The organism is Blautia faecis, from assembly GCF_020554845.1.
Taxonomy (GTDB): domain Bacteria; phylum Bacillota; class Clostridia; order Lachnospirales; family Lachnospiraceae; genus Blautia_A; species Blautia_A faecis.
The window spans coordinates 20309-43072 of sequence record NZ_JAJCIA010000007.1 but is presented as its reverse complement, the minus strand read 5'-3'; the positions used below and the strand labels follow the sequence as shown (position 1 = coordinate 43072).

Annotated in this window: 24 protein-coding genes and 1 pseudogene; 6 read left to right on the top strand and 19 right to left on the bottom strand. The window is 41.1% G+C overall.

Annotated features, from left to right (window positions below; all coding sequences use genetic code 11):
- Positions 1–7 precede the first annotated feature (7 nt).
- From LIZ66_RS05305 to LIZ66_RS19850, 10 genes are all read right to left on the bottom strand, one after another.
- The gene (locus LIZ66_RS05305; RefSeq protein WP_227200551.1) at positions 8–1465 is read right to left on the bottom strand and encodes a polysaccharide pyruvyl transferase family protein; all 1458 of its coding nucleotides are present in this window, start codon (positions 1463–1465) and stop codon (positions 8–10) included.
- A gap of 19 nt (positions 1466–1484) precedes the next feature.
- A complete protein-coding gene (locus LIZ66_RS05300; RefSeq protein WP_227200549.1) occupies positions 1485–3791 on the bottom strand; it encodes a glycosyltransferase in 2307 nt (768 codons plus the stop codon).
- 19 nt (positions 3792–3810) lie between these two features.
- The gene (locus LIZ66_RS05295; protein WP_227200547.1) at positions 3811–4869 is read right to left on the bottom strand and encodes a glycosyltransferase family protein; all 1059 of its coding nucleotides are present in this window, start codon (positions 4867–4869) and stop codon (positions 3811–3813) included.
- Positions 4870–4940: 71 nt separating this feature from the next.
- The gene (locus LIZ66_RS05290; protein ID WP_227200546.1) at positions 4941–5837 is read right to left on the bottom strand and encodes a glycosyltransferase; all 897 of its coding nucleotides are present in this window, start codon (positions 5835–5837) and stop codon (positions 4941–4943) included.
- 87 nt (positions 5838–5924) lie between these two features.
- A complete protein-coding gene (locus tag LIZ66_RS05285) occupies positions 5925–6917 on the bottom strand; it encodes a glycosyltransferase family 2 protein (RefSeq protein ID WP_227200544.1) in 993 nt (330 codons plus the stop codon).
- A 20-nt stretch (positions 6918–6937) separates the two neighbouring features.
- The gene (locus LIZ66_RS05280; RefSeq protein ID WP_227200542.1) at positions 6938–7726 is read right to left on the bottom strand and encodes a glycosyltransferase family A protein; all 789 of its coding nucleotides are present in this window, start codon (positions 7724–7726) and stop codon (positions 6938–6940) included.
- A gap of 3 nt (positions 7727–7729) precedes the next feature.
- Positions 7730–8164 (bottom strand): DUF2304 domain-containing protein, encoded by a 435-nt coding sequence (locus LIZ66_RS05275; RefSeq protein ID WP_227200539.1) that lies wholly within the window; start codon positions 8162–8164, stop codon positions 7730–7732.
- Positions 8161–8871 (bottom strand): glycosyltransferase family 2 protein, encoded by a 711-nt coding sequence (locus LIZ66_RS05270; RefSeq protein ID WP_334292549.1) that lies wholly within the window; start codon positions 8869–8871, stop codon positions 8161–8163. Before LIZ66_RS05270 ends, LIZ66_RS05275 begins: the two co-directional genes overlap by 4 nt.
- 5 nt (positions 8872–8876) lie before the next feature.
- The gene (locus LIZ66_RS05265) at positions 8877–10049 is read right to left on the bottom strand and encodes a glycosyltransferase family protein (protein WP_227200537.1); all 1173 of its coding nucleotides are present in this window, start codon (positions 10047–10049) and stop codon (positions 8877–8879) included.
- A gap of 322 nt (positions 10050–10371) precedes the next feature.
- Complete coding sequence (locus tag LIZ66_RS19850) at positions 10372–10422, bottom strand: DUF6783 domain-containing protein (RefSeq protein WP_373119316.1); 51 nt, start codon at positions 10420–10422, stop codon at positions 10372–10374.
- Positions 10423–10490: 68 nt separating this feature from the next.
- On the opposite strand from LIZ66_RS19850, the gene LIZ66_RS05260 reads away from it, so the two are divergent.
- Positions 10491–11213, top strand: coding sequence for a hypothetical protein (locus tag LIZ66_RS05260; protein WP_195409639.1), 723 nt, complete (start codon positions 10491–10493; stop codon positions 11211–11213).
- A gap of 3 nt (positions 11214–11216) precedes the next feature.
- The gene (locus LIZ66_RS05255) at positions 11217–11666 is read left to right on the top strand and encodes an HD domain-containing protein (RefSeq protein ID WP_195409638.1); all 450 of its coding nucleotides are present in this window, start codon (positions 11217–11219) and stop codon (positions 11664–11666) included.
- 115 nt (positions 11667–11781) lie between these two features.
- Here LIZ66_RS05255 and LIZ66_RS05250 read toward each other — a convergent pair whose 3' ends face one another.
- The 7 genes and pseudogenes from LIZ66_RS05250 to LIZ66_RS05225 form a co-directional block, all read right to left on the bottom strand.
- Positions 11782–12390, bottom strand: a complete 609-nt coding sequence (locus tag LIZ66_RS05250) for a DUF4317 family protein (RefSeq protein ID WP_118582927.1) — start codon at positions 12388–12390, stop codon at positions 11782–11784.
- 246 nt (positions 12391–12636) lie between these two features.
- Positions 12637–13833, bottom strand: a complete 1197-nt coding sequence (locus LIZ66_RS05245; RefSeq protein ID WP_227200535.1) for a MalY/PatB family protein — start codon at positions 13831–13833, stop codon at positions 12637–12639.
- Entirely contained in the window at positions 13814–14992 is a 1179-nt protein-coding gene (locus tag LIZ66_RS05240) for a trans-sulfuration enzyme family protein (RefSeq protein ID WP_195589779.1), read from the bottom strand. The genes LIZ66_RS05245 and LIZ66_RS05240 overlap by 20 nt, the downstream gene beginning before the upstream one ends.
- A gap of 115 nt (positions 14993–15107) precedes the next feature.
- Entirely contained in the window at positions 15108–15218 is a 111-nt protein-coding gene (locus tag LIZ66_RS19845; protein WP_368370790.1) for a DUF6783 domain-containing protein, read from the bottom strand.
- Between the two features lie 17 nt (positions 15219–15235).
- Positions 15236–15367 (bottom strand): annotated as a pseudogene (locus tag LIZ66_RS19055) (AzlD domain-containing protein); the annotation flags it as partial.
- Positions 15368–15509: 142 nt separating this feature from the next.
- Positions 15510–15863: an Hpt domain-containing protein gene (locus LIZ66_RS05230; protein ID WP_148462144.1), complete on the bottom strand. Its 354-nt coding sequence runs from the start codon at positions 15861–15863 to the stop codon at positions 15510–15512.
- A gap of 119 nt (positions 15864–15982) precedes the next feature.
- Positions 15983–17503 carry a C69 family dipeptidase gene (locus LIZ66_RS05225; protein WP_173770207.1) on the bottom strand — a complete coding sequence of 507 codons (1521 nt, stop codon included), beginning with the start codon at positions 17501–17503 and terminating at the stop codon, positions 15983–15985.
- Positions 17504–17714: 211 nt separating this feature from the next.
- Here LIZ66_RS05225 and LIZ66_RS05220 point away from each other — a divergent pair, with 211 nt between their 5' ends.
- Together LIZ66_RS05220 and LIZ66_RS05215 are read left to right on the top strand one after the other, a co-directional pair.
- Positions 17715–18479 (top strand): threonine/serine exporter family protein, encoded by a 765-nt coding sequence (locus LIZ66_RS05220; protein WP_173770206.1) that lies wholly within the window; start codon positions 17715–17717, stop codon positions 18477–18479.
- Between the two features lie 5 nt (positions 18480–18484).
- On the top strand, positions 18485–18916 hold the full coding sequence (locus LIZ66_RS05215) for a threonine/serine exporter family protein (RefSeq protein WP_195391849.1): 432 nt from the start codon (positions 18485–18487) through the stop codon (positions 18914–18916).
- Positions 18917–18924: 8 nt separating this feature from the next.
- Here LIZ66_RS05215 and LIZ66_RS05210 read toward each other — a convergent pair whose 3' ends face one another.
- Positions 18925–19962, bottom strand: coding sequence for a DUF3878 family protein (locus LIZ66_RS05210; protein ID WP_227200532.1), 1038 nt, complete (start codon positions 19960–19962; stop codon positions 18925–18927).
- A 267-nt stretch (positions 19963–20229) separates the two neighbouring features.
- Between LIZ66_RS05210 and LIZ66_RS19840 the strand changes: the two genes are divergently transcribed.
- Together LIZ66_RS19840 and LIZ66_RS05205 are read left to right on the top strand one after the other, a co-directional pair.
- On the top strand, positions 20230–20301 hold the full coding sequence (locus tag LIZ66_RS19840; RefSeq protein ID WP_373119314.1) for a DUF6783 domain-containing protein: 72 nt from the start codon (positions 20230–20232) through the stop codon (positions 20299–20301).
- Between the two features lie 60 nt (positions 20302–20361).
- Positions 20362–20694 carry a helix-turn-helix domain-containing protein gene (locus LIZ66_RS05205; RefSeq protein ID WP_173715800.1) on the top strand — a complete coding sequence of 111 codons (333 nt, stop codon included), beginning with the start codon at positions 20362–20364 and terminating at the stop codon, positions 20692–20694.
- 105 nt (positions 20695–20799) lie between these two features.
- On the opposite strand, the gene LIZ66_RS05200 is transcribed toward LIZ66_RS05205, so the two are convergent.
- Entirely contained in the window at positions 20800–22746 is a 1947-nt protein-coding gene (locus LIZ66_RS05200; protein ID WP_173718444.1) for a bifunctional metallophosphatase/5'-nucleotidase, read from the bottom strand.
- Positions 22747–22764 lie beyond the last annotated feature (18 nt).

Genomic DNA, 22764 nt, shown 5'->3' with positions numbered 1-22764 from the left:
CTATTAATTAAAACTTCTTTAAAAGCTTTACTATTTTTCGTGGAATTGCAGTAATTACCCAGCCAATTTTCCATGAAATAGAATTTTTTAGTTCCTCTATGCTTTGATAATATTTTTCATTTTGACGCACTAGAAAAGAATTACAAGTGTTCAATTCATCTTTCTTTTCCTGCAGCTCTGCAATTTTTTGATTCAATATATTATGTCGAATTTTCAAATCTGCATTACTATTTTCTAACAGGAAGATTTGATTATTCAATTCGTCATTTTGTAATATTTTTTCTTTAACCTGTGTTTTTAGATTTGAATTTGTTATCTGCAAACGAGCATTTTTATCTAGCAGTTCTTGATTTTCAGCTTGAATTTTTTGTTGAGCAGATATTAATCTGCTATTATCATTTTTAAAATTATAATACTGCTCTTCCAGCCAATTCTTTCCCTTCTGGAGTTCTTCTAAATTGTTATGCCTTTCATTCCACTGTATTATTGCCGAATGCATCAAACGTGTTATTTGTTCATCCTTCCAGAGTGCTCTTTTTTCCCATTCACTATCATATTTTTCATATCGTTCTTTCAATTTTTCCCGATGTAAAGAACTGTTTTTTATAAACAGCTCCACCTCTTGAAATATTCTATCCCGATATGTGTGATATTTTTTTAAATTTTGTGGTGGATTTTCCAAATCAAATTGAACATTACCATTGATAAATTTCTCAACAGATCCATGCAATACCAGGTCTTCCAAACCATCAAATCTTCCCTGCTCAGCAATATCATCATCCAATAATAACAATACCGGTGTTTCCAATCCTAAGCAGGGTAAAGCACAATGTAGTCTAGAAGTTATTACTGCCTGTGCATTTTGATAAATTTCCAGATATTTTTCAACATTTATGAAACGTTCCTGCCAAGTATTCTCCTGTAATACTACCTTTTCCCCTTCATGGTATACTTTATGAATCTTAATTCCAGGATATCTATTCTTTATATACGTTTCCACACTATCAGGCACATCAACCAAACATATATATTTATCATTATTTCTAGGATACTTTGCTGTAAGCGTTAATGTAACACAACCACTAAGCCATGTCTTTATTCCGGCTTTTTCTAAAAACTGTTGCGTTTCCTTATCTCTGCAGCCTACCGGTTCATGTTTTCTTAAATCTTCGCTACCAAGCCCTTGCAAAAATAAATCATTAACCCCTAGAGCATCATTTTCCCAAAAGTGCATAGACAAATATAATGGATTTATGCACGGAGAGATTGGCCACCCTAATTTGTTATACATCATCCAACCGTTAACAATAACATTAACAGCCTCCTGTTCATTGGAACGAAAAACATCAAGATGCTCTCTTTCAATATAATAATCTACTTGGGGTAATAATTGAGCCGCTGCATAACTTTGTATATCATCACCAATATTTTTAGTTTTTTTGTATACAATGACACCATATTTCATTCAAAGATGCCTCCATCATTTATGCCTTTTTTCGTGTAATAAAACTCACAATGTTATGAATTATTTTTTCCAATGTCTTTCCAACTACAGGCAATCCAATTATTTTCTTGTATATTTTTATTAAGCTTCCATCTGGCTTACTATATGCTTCATCTAACTTACTCTGCAACCATGTACGCGTATTCCAAATTTCTTCACACTCTTCTTCTTTTCTTTTGTATTCACAGTACATAGTATAGTAATCTGCCGGAAAATTAGGAGTTTGCTGTAAAGCATAAGAAATACTATGTCTTTTTTCTCTGGCAGCAGTATCGGTACATAAACTTCTTAATTCACAATCAAAATGCTCTACCATTTTTTCAAGCGAGAATCCCGCTTCTATTTTTCTCCTGCAATTCTCTGACATTTTAGTTGCAAGATCAGGTCTAGTCAATATTTTAGTTATATTAACTACATATTCCATAACTTCAGCTTCTGGAAATTCTCTTTTATTCAAATCCATTTCTTCGCTTTGCTGCAATGGAATCAATGCACCAACATCATTTCCAATTAAATCTCCCTGTCCTCCAACATCACTTGAAACCACTGGTACCCCCATAGAGCATGATTCATATGCGGTTAATGCTAGACCTTCTTTCAGTGAACAAATTAAGGTTACCTTGCTATCACGATAGCAGGCTCTCATATCATTACTCCGACCAATACAATAAATGTTTCTTGTTAAACTTTTTCTATGTATTGTCTCTTTTAGTTCGTCAAGTTGAGGACCATCTCCAACAACCACAAACGCTACATCAGGGACGTTTTTTATTACTCCTTCAGCAATATCTAATAACATAAACGGACGTTTTTGTTCATGAATTCTACATGGAAATAATACAATGGGTCTTTGTTTATCCAAATTCAGTTTTTCATGTAAATATCCTGCATTTTCTTTGTTTCTATCGTAGTAATTGTGGTCAACTCCGATATACATACATTCAACACGTTCAGGATCACAATCAAATATATCTGTCATTACCTTGCGTGTAGCACTATTACATACAAAAGTTTTTTCTGATATACCATTTTGTGCACTTGAAGCTCTCGCATGTCCTCCTGCTTTCCAATACCATTCCTCCATGTGAATATAATCGATAATTACAAGTTCTGGAAAATGCATTCTGAGCCACGGAAGCATATAGTATCCATCATATGAGTTTGTCACAACCATTACATCAATTTGCCTGCTCTGAATAAAATATGCCACAAACTCTATATATCTCGATGGATCCATAAAATCAGCCATACAGAATATTTCATCCGTATATTCTTCAAATTTCTGTTTCCAATCATTATCATTTATCAAGGTTGTTAAAACATAATTCTCATACCCTTTTTTATTCAACCCTGCAATCGCATCTAAATTGAATTTATCTGCGCCTCCCATTACCATCCATGGAATCAGCCACATAACTCTTTTTCCAATTTTGGTCGGATTACTTTTCCTTTCCCATTCTGTGTATTTAGGCTTATAAAATGAATATGCCGTTTTTCTTCTTGGATATTCAATCGACTGTACAGTAGTGTCGACATTTGCTGCAGCTTCTTTTATAATATTTTCACTAAATTTATTTCTTTCTTCATCATTGTTTAAAGTTGTCAGCATACCAGTATCATGTCTTCGATACCAAAATAGTTCTCCGCTCACATGTACTGGTTTTTTATGTTGCTCAAGCATTTCCAGCCAAAAGCGCCAGTCTTCATTATAGCGCCACTTTTCAATTTTATAGCCACCAATATCATCGAAATCTTTTTTTCGAATCATAGCAGTTGCAACGAGCATATTCTCCTTTTTCATTCGTTCAGCATTGAATGGATACTTCCATACATACTCTTGGGTACCAAATCCATAGCTATCTGTATATGCCCATGCTGCATCTGGATTTTCCTGCAATGCCCAATACAAATATTCTAAATAAGGAGGTGCAATAAGATCATCTGCATCTAAGGGAACAACCAAATCTGTTTTTGCATTATTAACTCCTGTATTTCTCGCACATGATTGTCCACCATTTTCTTGATTAATCACACGGATTCGAGTGTCTTCTTTAGCAAATTTTTCTAAAATTTTAACATCTTCTTCATTTGTACTTCCATCATTTACAATTATCCACTCAAACCATGGAAATGTTTGATTCATCACTGAATTGAATGTTTCTTCAAAATATTTCCCTGCATTATAATATGGTGTAATTATTGAAACTAACGCTGTACTAACTTCCGGTGCATAAAATCTTTTACGTATTTTTCCTGGTGTCTTAGAATAATCAAAATTTTCAACCATTAATTTTTCTCCCAATACTTTACATTATTTCTTTTATTATTTCCCATCTCTTTTCCCACGAATTATCATCTAAAAATTCTTTTTGTGAAATAGAATCATATTTACAATTCACTTCATCTTCGTATAACTTTATTATAATATTTTCATATTCCTCTGCATTCTTGTAAAAAAATACAAACGGAGCGAATCTCAGAACTTCATCATACGCTACTGTAATTACATTTTTCCCCATACTTATATATTCATATAATTTTACCGGATCCACATCCCTTATAATGTCATTCACCTTAAAGGGCATTATAAGCGCATCCATATCTTTCACATTTTCCCACAGTTTGCTGTGTTCCACCACCCCTTGCATTTTTATACGCGGATGTTGCGGCACTTCGACATTCGACACCGGTCCCCATAAATAGTACTCCAAATCAGGATATAAATCCAGACTTTTCAATAATAATGGAAAATCGAACCATTCAGCAATCGTGCCAAAATAACCAATTTTGTATGCTTCCTTATTCTTGTGTCTGACAGGCTCTGGTGGATAAATGTGCTCTGATACAAAGCCATTTCTTAATAATACACTTTTCCCTTCGCCACCTAGTTTCTGTACTTTTTGTAACAGACCGGAACTGCTTGCAAATACTATATCTGCTCTGTTTACCAATTGCTGCTCTGTTTTTTTTATTACTTGACATATATTTTCATCGCTGCACAAAGCCTCATGGTTATCCATACAGTCATAAACTATTTTACCCTTATAATTTCCTGGCAAATACCGATATAGTAGCGGATGACTAATCCATACTATATCATATTGCTCTACATTCTTCATTACTTTCTGAAATAAGATTTTTTGAATAAAATGAGCAATTATATTCTTATCACGATATGGAATTGCTGAAATTGGAATACTTTTTTCTAATTCATCATTATTTTTGCGCAGGGATTGCTTTACAACGACTTCTTTATAATATGCTACCGTTACATCATAATCCCTATCCAACATTTCTGCAATGATCTGAGGACGTTGTTTTATCCAATACCAGTCAATTCCCATCAGATACAAAATTTTCTTCATTAATAGCACCTATATTGCAATTTTAATATAGTTTCATACAATAAATAGCGAGGTAATTTTAACACATATACCTATAAAAGACAAGATTTTTGCCGCTCTCCCAACATCTCCAAATACACCTCGCACGCCCCGGCTGTCTTTTCCATCATAAACCGAATCCGCTTCTTTTCTGTCCCATAGCTTTTCTTGGTTGCTGCGCCGCTTTCATGTTTCACTGACATGGAAGGATCATACACAATATTATATCCTTTTTGTTGACAACGCAGCGTCAGTATATATTCTTCGTAGAAAAACTGGGTTTCTGGCTCAAAGGCTTTTTCTTCTTTTTCGACGAATAGCGGAGTAAAGATAAGGCATGCGCCAAAGGGAACAATGTCTTTCTGGGATTGACTATAGTTTGCCAGTTGTTTTTCCTGATTTACCAATTTGTTTTTCTCTGCTTTTTGCAGCATATGGTAAACGACAGGATACATAATGGGGTAAAAGCGTAACGCCAGGCGGTTCATTTTTATGGTATACTCTGCTTCTTCTTTCGTTCGGAGTCTGGTATCCATTGGGTTCTGATGTTCACCGGTGCTCTGCCTGATCACGTCGGGTCCCAGGATATAGCATTGATTATTTTGATAGCTCTGCTCCAATCTGCTGATAAAATCTTTTTGAGTAAATTCAATATCATTATTCAAAACGACAATATAACTTTTCCCGAAATGTTCTCTGGCATACTGATATCCTTGATTATTTGCATAAGAAAAGCCGCCATTTTCTTTAATTTGTAAAACCTTGATTCTGGAATTCTCCTGATATTTTTGGAGCAGTTCCTGCCTATCCTTTTCTTTTTTCTGAATATCGTTATCCACAACCACAATTCTAATTCGTTCCTGCTGTTCCATTGCCAATATGGACTGGACACAGGTGTCTGTTACTGAATAATCTTTATAATGCAGTATCACGAAGCTTACGTATTCCATTTGTATTCCTCTTAATATTTCTACTGAAATTTTATTTCAACGCTTAATATGAAGTATCGGAAATAACACGCCACACAATCTTTTTTATTATTTTTTTTTACTGATCAGCCGCCCAAAGAATCTAAGAAGTTTTGTTTTTAATAGAAACTGCAATACTTTTACTGCTGCTTTCTGCGTAAATGGAATGTCTACCTTTGCATTCAGCTTTGCTTTGCTGTTCTTCCAATAAGTTGGAAAATATGTATTTACCGTACAGCTAATATAATCGCACAATTCCCTGATTTTCTCCCATCTTGCTCCTGGGGCGAGTTGAAAAAGACATGTTGCAAAAATTCTCAGAACAAACAACTCATAGAATTCCGGACTGTTCTGAATTCCAATTTTATTTACTCTGGTTAAAGTATTTTCCAGGCCTTTATACGGAAGAGAGTATTTTTCCAAACCTTTGAAATTGTGAATCGCTGACGATGCGTGCTGCACATAATAATACCCGCATTCCGGCAGGGTAGCGATTCGTGGACATACAGCAGAAAAAAGCAGGGATACCGGCATATCCTCCCCCCGCTCACCGCTTTGAAATTTCACGTCATACTTTTCCCACAGTTCCCGTTTGTATAAATGGGAACATACTGCTGAAATTCGGAATGTCCACTCCTCATTTTCCAAACGTTTATACACACCCGGAATAATCTTATTCAGCTCTTTTCCACCTTCGTCCACATAAGTCAGGCCACATATTACCATATCAAGAGTTTCTTTTTCCGCAAGACTGTACATTTTTTCAATATAGTCTTCCTGCAGGTAATCGTCTCCATCCACAAATGTAAGGTATTTTCCGGTTGCTTTCTCTACACCCAGGTTTCTGGCTGCTGCCACGCCTTTATTTTCCTGTTCTAACAGAATAATCCGGCTGTCTTTCTGCGCCAATTTACGCAGAATTTTCCCACTTTCATCTATACTCCCATCATTGATTATAATGATTTCCAGTTCGGGTAAAGTCTGCGCCATAACCGAGCAGATACATTTTTCTACATATTTTTCACTATTATATACTGGAATAATGACAGATACTTCCGGCATGATTTTCTCCTTAATTCTCTTCACACCTCATTAGATTCTTCACTCTTCTGGTAAACCCTCTCAATCATTTTCGCAATCCACCCCGGCCAGAATTTCCGGAACATATATAAGTCTTCCGCTCTTCTTCCGTTTTCCTCAATCAGTTCCGAGGTTGTGGATTCCTGATGGATCCGGTGCTCCATTCCTGCCTTTGCAGTGTATGCAAACTCGCCTTTTCGCCTGGAAAGTACCTCCCAAGCCTGCCAATCAATGTTGCTTTTCATGTTGTTTTTAAAGGAAAAACCGGGCAGATTGTCTTTGACAAGGGTTACAGCAGGACAGCAGATTGCGGAGCCTATGGACAGGATTCGTCTTCGGATGAAGCGGCTTTTCCAGAATATCGGAAGCTTCAACGGGCTCAACAACAGGCGTTTTACCTTAAGCAGGCGATTGTCTGTTACTGTCTTGCCGTTTCTAAGTTCGTTATAGTCTGTAAATAAAATAAGAGGATGACGGCACTTTTTTGCTGCTGCCAGAATATCCTCTGTGTAATTCTCGTAATAACGGTCGTCCTGATGTGCAAGGGTTACCAGAGGTGTATTGGCGCAGTTATATGCGAAATTCCAGTCTCCTGCCAGACCTTTTTCAAGGTAATTAACAAAAATGGGAATATCGTACTTCTCGCCCATCTCCAGGATCTGGCTGTTCGGGGTGGATGTGGCAATCAGAATTTTGCTTTCTGTTTTCTGATTTAAAAGAGACTGTATACATTCTTCCAAATAAGGGCTCTCGCCATAAGCACAAATTGCAAATGTGTGAACCATATTCATAGCCTACCGTCCTTCCCCCATACCGATTTCCGACTGAATTTCCTGCTTTTCCAATTCTTCCTGCTCTAACATGTTTTCTTTTTCGTCTATTTTCTCGATCTTTTTATTTTCCGCCTTGGAGCGAAGGGCAACCTCCGCAGATAATACGCCGATTTTGTCCTCTAGCTGGGAGACAACGATGGACAGGGTAAATATTTTCTCTACCAGCAGGAAAATGATCACCAGAAACACCAGATTACTTGGTGACATAATTCCGAATATACGACACAATTCATAGGAAATTTCCGGAAAGATTGCCAGCAAAAGTAAAATGGCCGCAAAAAAAATCCAGAAAATAGCGTCCTCCATTTTGACTTTATTTTTTCGGATTTTTCGAAGAATCCATCCAACAGTCAGAACAGAGGCAATAATAAGTAAACCTTTCAGCGTGTCGCTCATTTTTTGTCTCCTTTCTCTCGTTTACGCACCCATTGAAAAATAAAAATAGAAAAGAACATTTTCATCATATACCAAATGGAATTTTTGAAATCCAGGTAGCTGGTTCCGGCAATTCGCTCGTGCATTTCTACCTGCACTTCTTCAATCTTTACCCCGCAATTCAAAAGGTATGCCAGGGTATCCGGTTCCGGACTGTAATTGATATCGTAGCCAAAGCGTTTGATCATGCGCTTATTAAAAAGGCGCATTCCGGAAGTTACATCTCCAATATATTTCCCGCCTGTGGTTATCATGATGGCGTAGGTAAGCAGCTGACTTCCAATCATTCTGGAATTAACAGGCTTCCGCTGGGTTTTAAATCTGGACCCGATCACAATGTCACAACCGGTCCGCTCCATCTCCGTAATCATATCCTCTATATACTTTGGATCATGCTGACCATCGCCGTCCAGCTGGAGAACGTAATCATATCCATAATAGTTCGCATAGCGCATACCGCTTTTGATCGCGCCGGAAAGCCCGGTGTTTACAGGAAGATCCATGAAATTATAACCGCGGCGGGCACATATCTTACGGGTATCATCGGTGGAGCCATCATTGATCACCACGTAATCATATTGAGGATAATTCCTTTCCAAATTATCTACTACCTTTTCTATGCATCCAGCTTCATTGTAAGCTGGTATAATGATCAGAATTTTTGATATTGTTTTTATTGAGGCCATGAATTCTCCGTTCTGTGTTTCTCCACAATCTCCACCAGTTCCCGCGCTCTCGCCTCAAAGGAATATTGCTCCTTAATCACCGGCCACTGCTCGTCGACTTTTGCTTTCACTTCTTCATAGTTGTTCTCAATTTTCTTCACGCACTGGTGGAATTCTTCTTTATTGCTATAGTACAGCACTGCTTCCGGAAAGATTTCCCTGAGCTCATCGCAGCAGTCAGATATTACCGGGAGACCGCAGGCCAGGGCATCGAAAATACGATTATTCACAAACTGATAATCCAGCATGTCTTTCCAGTGGTCGTTCAATGTGACGCGGGCACTTCGGTAAAGGACGGGAATCTGGCTGTTTTCGATGAAAACGTCCTGTACCATGGTCTTATCCGGGCCTAACATGGCTTTCCAGCCGGCACCCCAGATTTTCAGCGGAAGCTTATCCTGGGCTGCCCAGAGTACGCAGGGGCGGGCTACGCCACGGGAATTTCCGATGAATAAATAATCTTTTCCACGGCTGCATTCAGCTGCCTGATCCGGGTAAAAAAGCTCAGTGTCCGTACACTGAAGCAATGGATAAACAGGAACCGTAAGCTTCGCCTGAAGCTCCCTGGCATAATGGCGGGAACCTACGCATACAATATCATAGAGCTGGTATTCTTCTTGGGTAACCATCTCCGGGTGGCTGATATTCCACATAATATAGAGGCATTTGGTGTTCCGGCGATCCGGACGGTAAAATTCGCAGCCTCGAAGTACAAGAACCACATCTGCGTTTACTTCACAGTCCCAGTCTTCGTGCAGGTCAATTATAGTGTACATTCCCATTCGATCCAGGTAACGTTTCAAGGCAACGGCATACGCATAATCGCCCCAACGGATCTTTTTTTCCTCAGGAGCAGGACATTTGATCACCCAGATCTGGCGTTCTTTCGCTTCACGCAGCACCTGTGCAGCCCGTTTTCCCCAGTCGTCCCGGCGATGCAGTTCCTGTGACACATATTCCTTCAGCTCCAGCATGGACTGGCTGTTTTTCTGAAGCTCCAGGAGGATTTTTTCCTGGCGTCTATTCTCTTTTTCCAGTTCACGCAGCTTATTGTCCATATAGGTGCGGCTTACCGGAATAAAGCTTCGTAATTTCTGTTTCAGGGTATTCCAAAAGCTCATATAGAAACTCCTTGTATAATAAGTTGTCAATCGGTAAAAATCTGTTTTTGAGTCTTTGGCTTTTATTATAACGAAATATGACAGGAAACGCAACTCCCCACAGCAAATCACCAAACAGGACAGTAGCGCAGCGTTACTGCTCACTGGTAACGTTCCGCGAAGCGCGTTACTGTGAACGAAATGAACAGTAACAGCGCAGGCGCTCTGCAATTTTCGCCTGAAACAGTAACCCTTCACAATTTTTTCACGTTTTTTTCTACCTTTTATCACTAGGAAAGTAATTTCGAATTTGCTATAATAGTTTCACGACATCAGAGCATGTTTAAAAAAGGCTTTCTGCAAAATGTGCATCACAATTTGTGGGATATTTCATCCCCATCTTTATTCAACAAACGCATCAAACTTTTCTGACATTATAAATCTTAGGAGGATACCGAATTCATGCGAAGAAAAAAGAGCTTACTAATACCGGCTGTGCTGGCTTTTTCCCTTTGCACCGGTGCTGTTGTCCCAGTACTGGCGGAGGAGACCTCACAGACAGCTGATGCAGCAGATAATGAACAAGAGACACATACACAGAGTGCTACAGATACTTCTGATTCCCCTTATGAAAAAGGCACCATCACAGACACTGATTTTCAGAGTGAATGGCTGAATCTGAAATTCACACCACCGGAAACAGTAGTCATGAATACAGAGGAAGAGCTTCAGTCTGTTATGAAGCAGGGACAGACCACCCTGGAAGAATCTTCCGGCGTGGAGCTTGGAGATGACGCCCTGTCAGGAACCGTTTATGAAATGATGGCTTCTTCTATCTCTGGTTTTCCTAATGTTTCCTTAGTTGTTGAGGATGCTTCTCTGGAAAATATGACTGTCGACCAGTATTTTCTGACTGCACAGCAGATGTTGGATGCTACCGGGATGGGCTATACTTATTCAGACGTAACAGATATACAGATTGCCGGACAGGATTTCCGTGTTATGGAAACAAGTGTGGCAGTCAATGACTATGAAGTTCTTCAGAAATATTGTACCCGCAAACAGGGAGGAAAGTTTGTCTCCATTATTTTATCATACACCACAGATACCACCGCAGAAACAGATGAAATTCTGGCAGCTTTTACTCCATTAAATACAGATACGGAGGCTGCACCTGCAGAATAAACTATGGTCTATACTCCCTTAACCATAAAAGCCATAAAAATTGCATATAAAGCACATGAAGGTCAATATGACCAGAGTGGGGTTCCTTATATTCTTCACCCGGTTCATCTTGCAGAACAAATGACAGATGAAACTACCACCTGTATCGCCCTGCTTCATGACGTTCTGGAAGATACTGCCCTGACTCTTCCTGCTCTGGAAGCGGAATTTCCAAGAGAGATCACAGAGGCAGTCCAGCTGCTTACACACGATCCTTCCGATGATTATCTGGATTATGTACGCAGACTCTGCGAAAATCCGCTGGCTCGTAAGGTAAAGATTGCGGATCTCGCCCATAATTCAGATGAAACGCGGCTTTCTTCCGTCACGCCGGATCCAATGCAGCTAAAGCACTGGCGGACGAAGTATGCAGCTGCAAAGGAGATCATACGGGAATACGAAAATATCCCATAAAGTACAACTCCAGACTATGTAAAAAGGTACTCTGTTATATTAATATCAATTATGTTGATACCAATATAACAGAGTACCTTTTTTATATTTTGCAAAAGCAACTGTTAAATTTTTATTATTTCACCCGCAAAATCGACCTCACCAGTTCCAGATGCGGTCTGTCTGCATCCTTCTGGAACACGGCAACATGGTTCAGGTCTGCGCCTCCATCTGTATATGCCGGAAAAAGAAAGCCGCACTCCGGCTCACCTGGCTCGTATTCATCTGCAAGAGGACAAATTACACAGATCAGATATTCAAAAACAGCTTCTGATTCCCCCAGCCGCTCCTTATCTGCTGCCTTTGCCGGAATATCATATCTGTCGTGGAAAATATAAACTGCATAAGGTCTCCTGCTTTTATAATTCTCCATTACAAGATCATAGAAGCTGTCCATAAGAGCATCGTTTTTCAGCCCACATTCCCGGATTGCCATCAAAAGCTGCCACACGGTTCCTGGCCTTCTGTCTGCATCTGCAAATTCATAACGTTTCAGATTTACATTTGTTGCTGCAAAGGGAACTACCTTGGCAAGCTCAATGTTTTTCTTCTTTTCTGCGGCGGACAGCTTTAAAAAATTCACGTTAAAGCTGCCGTCAAAGTCCCCGTCCTTATCCACATAACATCCCGCAATCCTTGTAAAAGAACTCCGGGCAACATTCATCCTCCTGGTCAGCGCCAGCATATCTTCACGGTCGATTTTGTTGGTCATGGTTTTCTCCTGTGTATGCGCAAAATGTTTTTTCTATTTTACCATTCCTATGCGCTATACACAACAAAAAGTAAAAATATCTCCATTTAAAGTGCTTTTCTAGTTACTGTTCACTGGTAGCATTCCGCGAGGTGTTTTTTGTGAACAAAGTTCACAGAAAACCCGAGAGTTGCGGCGCGAAATCATGCAAAGCATGATTTCTGTGCATCGCGAAGCGTGTTACTGTGAACGGAGTGAACAGTAACACGCTTTTCTAATCCGCTCCAACGCCTCCGTCAGCGTTGCTCTTGGACACGCCACATTAATCCTCTGGAATCCTTCGCCTGCTTTTCCGAAAATCTTTCCACTGTCAAGCCAAAGTCTGGCCTTGTTAAGGATCAAATCCTCCAGTTCCTCAACAGTCAGGCCTGTCTCACGGAAGTCTAGCCACACCATATACGTGCCTTCCAGATCTGTCATCTTTACCCCAGGCAGATATTTTTCCACATACTCTTTTGTGTAGTTGATGTTCGCCTCCACATAAGCATGCATCGCCTGGTACCACTCTTCTCCCTTGGAATAAGCGGCCTCTGTTGCCACCAGTCCCAGAACCCCAAGCTGGCTGATTCCTGCCGCATCCAGCTGCTTCCGGAATCTTCGGCGAAGCTCCGGATTGGGAATAAAAATATTGGAAATCATCATACTTGCAAGATTGAAAGTTTTACTTGGGGAAGTGCAGGTAATGGAAATATCCTGAAACTCCTTTTTCAGGCCGGCAAACACCTGATGCTTTCCCTTAAAAACAAAATCCTGATGGATTTCATCACTGACAACGGTCACACCATTCTTTACGCAGATATCTCCTATTTTTTCCAATTCTTCTGCGCTCCACACTCTTCCCACCGGATTGTGCGGATTGCACAGGAAAAACAGTTTTACATTTTCCTCCACGATTTTCTTCTCAAAATCCTGAAAATCGATGTGATAACGGTTGTCTTCTCCCTGATAAAGATTGCTGCTCACTACTTTTCTGCCATTGTCCTGAATAACCTCTGAAAAAGGATAATAAACGGGAAGTTGGATCAGCACACTGTCTCCCGGCTGCGTATATGCTTTTACCGCCATCGCCAGGGCAAAAACAACTCCTGGTGTTTTGATCAGCCAATCCTCCTGGATCTCCCAGTTGTGGTGGAGCTTCATCCAGTTTGCAATGATTTCAAAATAAGGGGTCTGCACCTCACTGTATCCGAAAATCCCCTCTTTTGCACGCGCCACCAGCGCATCTTCAATATAAGAAGAGGTCTCAAAGTCCATGTCTGCAACCCAGAGAGGCAGCACATCTGCCGGTTTTCCCCTTTTTACTGCAAAATCATATTTCAGACATCTGGTATTTTTTCTGTTAATCACTTTATCAAAATCAAGATTTCTTTCCGCCATATAATTCTTCCTCTGTTTCTGCAAATACTTTTTCAAATTCATCAAGAAGATCCTGGGCATCCTCGATTCCAACAGAGAGGCGAAGGGTTGCCTCTGTAATTCCGTTGCGTTCCCGTATCTCCTTCGGCACATCCGCATGCGTCTGGGTAGTTGGATATGTGATCAACGTCTCCACACCGCCAAGACTTTCTGCAAACTTGATCATCCGCACTTTTTCCAGAACAGAAAGGGCAAACTCCTTGCTTTCCAGCTGGAAGGTAAGCATGGAGCCAAATCCTCTGGCCTGCTTTTTCATGATCTCATATCCCGGGTGTTCTGGTAAGCCCGGATAGATTACTCTGGTCACTGCGCTCTTTGTTTTCAGCCATTCTGCAATTTTGAAAGCATTTTTCTGTGCCTGCTCCATGCGAATTCCAAGAGTTTTGATACCGCGAAGAATCAGCCAGCTGTCAAAAGGAGCCAGGCCGGAGCCTGTGGTTTTAATAAGAAAACGAAGCTTTTCGCTGATATCCTCTCTGTTGGTTACCAGAAATCCTGCCAAGGTATCATTATGTCCGCCCAGGAATTTGGTTCCGCTGTGCACTACAATGTCCGCTCCCAGTTCCAGTGGATTCTGGAAATATGGAGATAAAAATGTATTGTCTACTATGAGAAGGAGATTATGTCTTTTTGCAATTTCTGCAAGTGCCGCAATATCAGTGACATTCATCATGGGGTTGGTTGGAGTTTCAATATAAATTGCTTTTGTGTTTTCATTTACATAACTTTCCACATTTTCTTTCCAACAGTCGATTCTGGAAAAATGGATCCCGTTTTTCGAAGAAACATTGTCAAAAAGCCGGATGCTTCCGCCGTACAGGTCTGCATCTATGATCAGATGGTCTCCTGGTTTAAACAGCTCCATTACCAGAGTGATTGCTGCCATTCCAGTGGAAAAAGCCAGTGCATCGATTCCGTTTTCCAAGGCTGCTACAATTTTTTCCAGATGCTCTCTGGTCGGGTTCTGCAGTCTGCTGTAGTCAAAGCCTGTGCTCTGGCCTACTGCCGGATGCTCATATGTTGCTGTCTGATAAATCGGAAAACTGATAGAGCCATAATTGTTACAACAGCCTTCCTCTTCTTCCAAATGTAAACATTTTGTATTGATTCCTCTTGCCATGATTTTCCTCCAGATTCGTATGATCGCGTTCAGAGAAATGTTTTCTCTCTTTTTTGTCTGAAGATATCATAGCAAGATAAGAGGATTTTGTATAATTCATTTTACCTTGAGTTCGTTATAGAATATTGCTATATCTGATTAGATACGTTAGATTTGGTGTATTGCCAATTTCAGCGCGTGTTTGAAAAAGGCTTTCTGCAAGATGTGCGTCATAATTTGCGGGAATACTTTTTCAAACACAGTCTAAAACACCCTCTGCACCAGCAGCATATACAAAATCGTTCCACCGCCAATACTAAGCAGTGTATTCTTTTTCCACTTATGCAAAAATACGATAAACAAAATCGCAATGGCTTCTGGCAGCCCATAAGGTCCGCTTCCGTTCCTTCATAGTTACACTCTTCGCGATGCACAGAAATCATGTTTCCCATGTTTTCGCACCGTACTTCTTGGGTTTTCTGTAAACGAAGTTCACAAAATATCTCTTGGGATGATATCTGCTGAATAGGAGCAGGCATTAATTACCGGCCAGTTCCCTGATAGCATCTGTCAAGGTCGTGTACTGCTCTTTCACCTGCGCGTAAAGCTCATCACTTCCTGCGGTTTCTCTTCCTCTTAATACCTCCGTAAGCTCTGCACTGACCTTATACAATTCTGTAAATCCAAGATTCAGGCACACGCCCTTCAGGGTATGGGCTGCACGGAATGCTTTCTCTCCATCCTGTGCGGCAAGACCATCTGTCAGCTCCTGAAAACTCGGATCATTAAGAAATTTCACCGCAAATCTTTTCACAAGCGCTTCGCTTCCCAGTCTTTTCAGAACTCCATCGTAATCTGAGCCAACTTTCTCATAACATTCTTTTATTGTCATTCCAGCCTCCTTAATTTTCATTCCGGTTCCCTATGTAACTGCTTTCTGCACTTTATTATATTAAATTGAAAGAAATTTGTCCACAGGTTTCTAGAGCGTGTTTGAAAAAGGCTCTGACATTACGCATCAGACCTGGAATAAGCATTCTTCATCTGATTACTCAGCTCATAAAGCACTTTATTCAGTGTGTCAGAAGCCTCTTTTTTCACCATATCCGCAATTTCCTGGTTGGCCTGATGGCGAAGGGACATTCGCTTCGCTGCGTCAGACTCTTTTTCCAGAAGAGCGTCATATTTGCCAATCAGCTGGTGGCCTTTTGACATTACACGCTCCTGATAACGTTCAATATGGAAAATGGAGCTCTTATAAGAAGCATCTGCCATGGCACCGATCATGCGGCTTACCCAGTAGAAACTGTCAGTGGTTACTTCTCTGGTGGTGCTGGAAAAATAGTCCGGAGTGGTATCAATTGTGGCATAAAACGGCACCAGTACATTAAATGCATTAGATGCAAACGCAACCCATTCCAGGATATTGCAGTCCTTTTCCATGCCTGGTCTCATCTGGATCAGAGACAGGAAATCTGTACGGTTCACACCGATAGAACGGAATGCTCCACGCTGTTCTTTTTCTCCATAGGAAGCGTATGGATCATAAGAGGTTCCCTGATAATGAGAGGACAATACATATTTCACGTCCTCTACAGTAATCTTTTTCTCCGGAATCATGCACCATGGCAGATCATCAGAATATGGAGTAAATTCTGCATTTACGCCATCCCAGATTTTTGTCTTCGGATTCAGGGTTCTCAGCATATACCATGCACGAGGAGTATTATAAACATGGTCGGAATCGTCATGGCTTCCGAACGCATCTCTTGGATTCAATGCACCATCCATGGAAAGATCCAGATGATTTTTGCTGATAAATTCTTTCAGGTCAGCGGAACACATGTATTCCAGATCCGCATATTCCTCACATGTGCACTGATATTTTTCCTGATCCTTCAATGCTTTTTCCAAATCAAATTCATCAATTCCAAGCTGATTTGGCATTACCACATACGCCTCATCCGGAACCTTTCTTGCCATCCAGTGATGGCCGCCGATGGTTTCCAGCCACCAGATTTCATTCTGATCCTGGAAAGCAATTCCGTTCATCTCATAGGTTCCGTATTTCTCCAGGATACTTCCGAGACGGATTACCCCTTCGCGGGCGCTGTGAATGTATGGAAGAACAATGGATACAATATCTTCCTCTCCGATTCCACCGGCTGCTTCCTCTTTACCGTCCTGGGCAGGCTGATAGGTTACCAGAGGATCCGCACCAAGTACCCGGGGATTGGAGGTAATCGTTTCTGTAGCAGTCATTCCCACATTTGCCTCATTTACACCGCTTGCTGCCCAGATTCCTTCACCGTCTACTGCATTTGGCACAGATGTATAGCCCATTGGATCATCTGGAAGATCAATTTCCACATGAGAAATCACAGATTTATATTTCCGCGGCTGTTCCTCCGGATGAACCACCACAAATTTTTTGGGCATATAATGGCCGGAACCGGAATCGTCATTTCTTGCGATCATAGTAGAGCCATCATAAGACGCCTTTTTTCCAACTAAAATTGTAGTACAACCCATTTAAATTTCCTCCTGAAAATATTTCGTAATCTACTATGCTCTATGTTAGCACAATCGGGCATTTTATGGAATACAGGATTCCGGAAATCAATTATTTAACGGTTGTATTGTCTGCCATTAAGCTTTATACTTATCTCATTCCCGTAGCAAAATGATACGCGAAAGAATCCTGCCCATCAGGGCTTTTCTATTACTTAAAGGAGTATTCCTTATGCAGACATCTAAAGATTATTTGCATGTTTTTCTTGATATGGGCGACGCACTGTTAAACAGCGGCGCAGAAATTTTCCGGGTGGAGGATACCCTGAACCGGATGGGGTATGCCTGTGGTGCTACCCATATGAATGTTTTCGTCATCACGTCCAGCATTGTTATTACTATGGAATTTCCCGGAGATGGCGCACGGACGCAAACACGGCGCATTCATGAATGTGGGGGGAATGATTTCACCAAGCTGGAGCAGCTCAATGACCTGAGCCGCCGCTTCTGCAGTCATCCGGTTTCTGCTGCGGAGCTGCGAAATGAATTTGAGAAGATCAATGCAAACAGACCTAAGCCTCTTTGGAAACTGCTTGGAAGCGTTCTTGCAGCCAGCAGTTTTGCCCTTTTCTACGGCGGCACTATTCCGGATGCCATTACTGCCGGCGTCGCTGCAATCCTGATATGGAGCCTACAAAAATATCTAAGACCAGTATGTATGAACGAGGTTACTTTCCAGTTTGCAGCATCTTTTCTCACTGGCTGCGCCATTTGCGGATTTACTTTGCTCTGTCCTTTCCTTCACATGGACAAGATCATGATTGGTGATATTATGCTTCTGATCCCAGGACTTATGTCAACTAATGCAATCCGCGATGTACTCATTGGTGATACCCTTTCGGGTATTATCAGACTGATCGCCGCGTTACTTCTTGCAGCAGCACTGGCACTTGGTTTTATGGGCGCAATTATTCTTTTTGGGAGGTTTGGACTTTGATCACAATGACGGTTATACAGCTGATTACCGGAGCTATCGGATCTGTGGCTTTTGGTCTTCTTTTTCACATGAAAACTAAATATCTGCCGTTGGCTACTGCCGGTGGTTTTCTTAGCTGGCTGGTCTTTCTCTTTGGGAAGAATCTGTGGGGAAGTGTTTTTCTTCCGGCACTGCTGGCTGGTTTTATTGCAGATGTGTATGCGGAAATCCTGGCAAGAATCTGCAAGGGAACTTCCACTTCTTTTTTCGTTACTTCCGTGATTCCGTTAATTCCCGGAAGTACCCTTTATTACTGCATGAGCAGTATTGTGGAGGGAAATCCCATGCAGGCACTTAACTATGGGAGGGACACCTTTCTCTTCGCATTTGGAATCGCCGCGGGAATGAGTATTGCGTGGGCGATCTGTTATTTTCTGAGAAGTGTTAAAGCACGATAGTTTCTTATTCACAGTTTCCGGATTTCCACCTTGCGATTCCGCCAGCCTTTTTTCCAAACCATGAGAAAAACCTGAAAATCCAGGCTGTCCCTGGCTGTTGTAAAGGGCTCTTCTCTTAATACCTCCGCATGGATTCCGTCCCGGGTCAGTTTTTCCTGCAGTTTTCCCGCTTTTGACAGCAGACTTTTTAACTGCTGATCAGCCTCATTTCCAAAATTCCGGTCAGGATAAGCTGCCGCTGCGCTTTTTATTTTTCCGGTAAGAAGCTCAATCACTGCACTATGCTTATTCTTGTGTAATGCCCTGGCAAAAATCCTGGCGATAAATGGAACTGGAAATTTCTTATAAACATGCAACAACCGAAGCAGAGAAAAATCCCGGGCTTCTTCTGCTAGCTCTTCCATTACCTGAAATGCTGCTGCAGACGGCTTCCAGGGGTCTTCCTTTGGCACAATATACTGTTTCGGCACTGCCGGATAACAGCAATAATTCAACGGTGGAAAGTCCGCCAGCTGCACAAGTGCCCTTTCTTCTTCTGTACAAAACTCTTCTCCCAGATATTCCAGCTTATCTCTTGCAATGGCGATCCGATATTCCAACTGACGCAGATATTCATACCCAGGTACCCAGAAATGACCGATTTCCCCATAGTTATAAAGATAAACCTCCAGATCCAGCATTCTGAAAAACAGGGTGACTACGTTCTCCCCCTGCCATACTACCAGTATATATTCATCCCCTTCCTGACTTAAGGATGATTTCAGAGGACCTTCATAATTCTCCAGATAAGAGCCTGTAAGTCTGGCGTCCCGGAAAATGAGAAAGCTTTCTACGGCATCATTCATCAAATAAACAAGGCGGATATCGCCTGGATTTTTCTCTTTTCCCACTCTGGCAAGGCTGTCTTTTTCGCCCTGTTTCCCCTCATTATTTTCATATGTCTCATAACATTCCCATTCAGCCTGTGCTCCGTTTTCTTTCGGAAACAGCAATTCAAATTGCTCCTGTTCCAAAAGCTCCTCCAGCATTTCAAATGTATCCTGCATCTTGTGATTACCTCAAACTGTTCGATTCCTGTTTCCAATTTCACTTTTTATTATATGGGTATCTGACAGAAATGTCAAAATAACGACAACAGATATATAGCTATAAAATAAATAGCATACAATTTACAGCTTACATTTTTCATATATTTTCTATATACTTTATATTATGGATAAAGAAGCTGTCGTTCCATAATATAAGAACCCGCAGGCAATCAGGAAGCGGTGAAACCGTTCCATAGATTGCCAGAGCATGTTTGAAGAAACTGTTTGAAAAGGGTTTTCTGCAAGATGTGCGTCAGAATTTGCAGGAGATTTTGTTCAAATTGGAAAGCAGCTTAAATGCGTGTAAAATCACAGGTAAGCCAGTTCGGCACCTGTTAAAAAGATTGGAGAACGAATATGAATCAGATTGATTACGAAAACTTAGGATCCCGAATGAAAGAACTGCGAATCAAAATGAAGCTTACCCAGGCAGAAGTTGCCAAAGCTCTGAATGTAACTCCTGGCTACATCAGCAACGTGGAGAATAACCGTACTGCAATGTCCCTGCGTATCCTTATTTATTATGCAAGGTTGCTGAACATCTCCCTGGATTCCCTGATTGGCAGAATTGATTCTGAATACCGTGAAACTGCCCTGGACCGCGAGCTTTCCGAGCAGGTACATAAAATGAGTATTCCAGAGAAACAAAAGCTTCTGAAAACCATGAAGGTATGGATGGAAGAAGATTGATTCTGAACGTAAAGGGGCTGTCTATTTCCTGACAGCCCCTTTTGTAACTTTATGGTGTTTATAGTATTATATCAGATTTTATTCCCCCCCATTTCTGTGATAGTATCACATACTTTTCTTTTTTGCCTTGCGGACCAGTTTTCGGATCAGGACTACAATAAGAATAATAATTACAAGGAAGAGCAGGCAGATCAGCACGATCATTACTGAGAATCTATTGGGATTTTTCACCAGATCAATAATATTTGTGCTGTCATCTACAACCTTACGGTTATGAGTGACTGCATAATATTCCGGTACATTAGCAATTCCATCCCCGTCTGTATCTTCAAAAGACTGCATGTATCTTGCAATAGCATCCCACGCTTTCAATTCCCTGCCATCTTCCATGATTGCCTGATCTTCCAGATTTTCAATTGGATTTCCGTTCTTATCCTTTGGTTCAAGAGACAACAGACTATAGGACATTTTCATTACAGAGCCAAGCATTTGTCCTGTATACAAGTCAGTCACAACATGGTACAGTTTATCATCCTGAATTTCAATTCTTTCTCCATCTTCTCTGGTCAGATAACAGTCCGTCACCTTATTCAGAATCATTCGATGAGGATTATATGTAAAATTCAGTCCGCTGCAATACAATCTTGCAGTTGTCATAAAATCCGAAACAGAAGCGTCTACTTCTGCTGCCAGCTTCAATTCTTTTCCTGTCAGATATGCATTGATAAGAGGATATCCTGCCACACCGTCTTTTCCAATTCCCAGAGAAAAAGAATTGTAAACATCCTCTACTGTAATATTGCCTTTTGTATATGTGTCACGGACCGTTCCGCTTGGCACAACCGCTACATCTACCGGATTCCCATCGTAATACTCTGAATTTTCCACAGCATATACATACGCATCAGACATAATATCGCCAAGATTCAGTTCTTCATGCTTTGTTCCCATCTCTTCCAGACTGTTAAATTCAATATCGTTCTGAGCCAGAACTTCATCCCTGGTGTACCCAAAATCTGCAAGATAATTGGTGTCTACTGTATCCATTAATTCATCAATCCGTTTCTGTGTTTCCTGATCCGGCTTGATCTCATCAGACACAGGAATCAGCTCATAGGAAGTCATTTCCCAACGCCCGTCCTCCTTCTGTGTCATTGAAAGTGATCCAAGGTTTCTCCCATACTCACCGCAGGATACAATATATGTATTCCCATGCTTAATGGCTTCATTCAGCTCTGTATGGGAATGTCCACTGATGATCAGATCCAGATCCGGCACCTTTTTTGCAAGGATTTCATCCTCTGACTTATCCTCGTCCTCCCAGGTTCCGCCGTGAGACACACATGCGATCATATCCACATTCTCATTTTTCTTAATCTCAGCTACCGTCTGCTTTACCGCCTCTACCGGATCTTTAAACAGCAATTCACATGTAGGCGCACATTCCAGGGCATCTTTTCCAAATACACCAACCACAGCAATTCTCGTATCACCCTTTTGCACCACAACATAATCTTTCACGCCGTACGCTTCAAACGCTTCTTTGATCTGCTTCTGCCCATCATTTAAACCATCTTTTTCCATAGCGTCCCAATCCACGTTGCACACTGCGATCTCCGGCACTGTCTCACCGGAATTTATGGCTGCCTTCAGCATATTTGCCAGTCCCTTTGACCGGTAGTCGTATTCGTGATTTCCAAAAGTAGTCACATCATACCCCAGATATCCCAGCATTCGAAGCTCCGCTGCCTCCGTATCATATACGGTCTGGATCAGTGTACCCATGGAAAAATCTCCGCCATCCAATACCAGGGTATCTGGATTGTCTTTCTTCTTTTCATCCATCAGGGTTTTTATTTTCGCAAAACCGCCAACTTCTTTTTGCTGTCCATCTACAATTGTTGAAAAGCTGTCCAAATGGGAATGAGTATCATGGGTAAACAAAACGTCTACCTTTTTCGTCCCAGCTGCTGTCACAGGAATATCCAGTACAAGCAGAAGCAGTGTTGCAATTGTTAATACAATTGACAAAATTCGTTTCCGTGTCTTCATAACTTCTCCTTTTCATTC

Coding starts and splice junctions, on each gene's coding strand:
- LIZ66_RS05230 (WP_148462144.1), bottom strand. CDS start 15,863: ATGACAATAAAAGAATGTTATGAGAAAGTTGGCTCAGATTACGATGGA.
- LIZ66_RS05305 (WP_227200551.1), bottom strand. CDS start 1,465: ATGAAATATGGTGTCATTGTATACAAAAAAACTAAAAATATTGGTGAT.
- LIZ66_RS05225 (WP_173770207.1), bottom strand. CDS start 17,503: ATGGGTTGTACTACAATTTTAGTTGGAAAAAAGGCGTCTTATGATGGC.
- LIZ66_RS05260 (WP_195409639.1), top strand. CDS start 10,491: ATGCGAAGAAAAAAGAGCTTACTAATACCGGCTGTGCTGGCTTTTTCC.
- LIZ66_RS05215 (WP_195391849.1), top strand. CDS start 18,485: ATGACGGTTATACAGCTGATTACCGGAGCTATCGGATCTGTGGCTTTT.
- LIZ66_RS05290 (WP_227200546.1), bottom strand. CDS start 5,837: ATGGAATACGTAAGCTTCGTGATACTGCATTATAAAGATTATTCAGTA.
- LIZ66_RS05255 (WP_195409638.1), top strand. CDS start 11,217: ATGGTCTATACTCCCTTAACCATAAAAGCCATAAAAATTGCATATAAA.
- LIZ66_RS05200 (WP_173718444.1), bottom strand. CDS start 22,746: ATGAAGACACGGAAACGAATTTTGTCAATTGTATTAACAATTGCAACA.
- LIZ66_RS05285 (WP_227200544.1), bottom strand. CDS start 6,917: ATGCCGGAAGTATCTGTCATTATTCCAGTATATAATAGTGAAAAATAT.
- LIZ66_RS05295 (WP_227200547.1), bottom strand. CDS start 4,869: ATGAAGAAAATTTTGTATCTGATGGGAATTGACTGGTATTGGATAAAA.
- LIZ66_RS05265 (WP_227200537.1), bottom strand. CDS start 10,049: ATGAGCTTTTGGAATACCCTGAAACAGAAATTACGAAGCTTTATTCCG.
- LIZ66_RS05240 (WP_195589779.1), bottom strand. CDS start 14,992: ATGGCAAGAGGAATCAATACAAAATGTTTACATTTGGAAGAAGAGGAA.
- LIZ66_RS05300 (WP_227200549.1), bottom strand. CDS start 3,791: ATGGTTGAAAATTTTGATTATTCTAAGACACCAGGAAAAATACGTAAA.
- LIZ66_RS05220 (WP_173770206.1), top strand. CDS start 17,715: ATGCAGACATCTAAAGATTATTTGCATGTTTTTCTTGATATGGGCGAC.
- LIZ66_RS05245 (WP_227200535.1), bottom strand. CDS start 13,833: ATGGCGGAAAGAAATCTTGATTTTGATAAAGTGATTAACAGAAAAAAT.
- LIZ66_RS05250 (WP_118582927.1), bottom strand. CDS start 12,390: ATGCTGGCGCTGACCAGGAGGATGAATGTTGCCCGGAGTTCTTTTACA.
- LIZ66_RS05205 (WP_173715800.1), top strand. CDS start 20,362: ATGAATCAGATTGATTACGAAAACTTAGGATCCCGAATGAAAGAACTG.
- LIZ66_RS05210 (WP_227200532.1), bottom strand. CDS start 19,962: ATGCAGGATACATTTGAAATGCTGGAGGAGCTTTTGGAACAGGAGCAA.
- LIZ66_RS05275 (WP_227200539.1), bottom strand. CDS start 8,164: ATGAGCGACACGCTGAAAGGTTTACTTATTATTGCCTCTGTTCTGACT.
- LIZ66_RS05280 (WP_227200542.1), bottom strand. CDS start 7,726: ATGAATATGGTTCACACATTTGCAATTTGTGCTTATGGCGAGAGCCCT.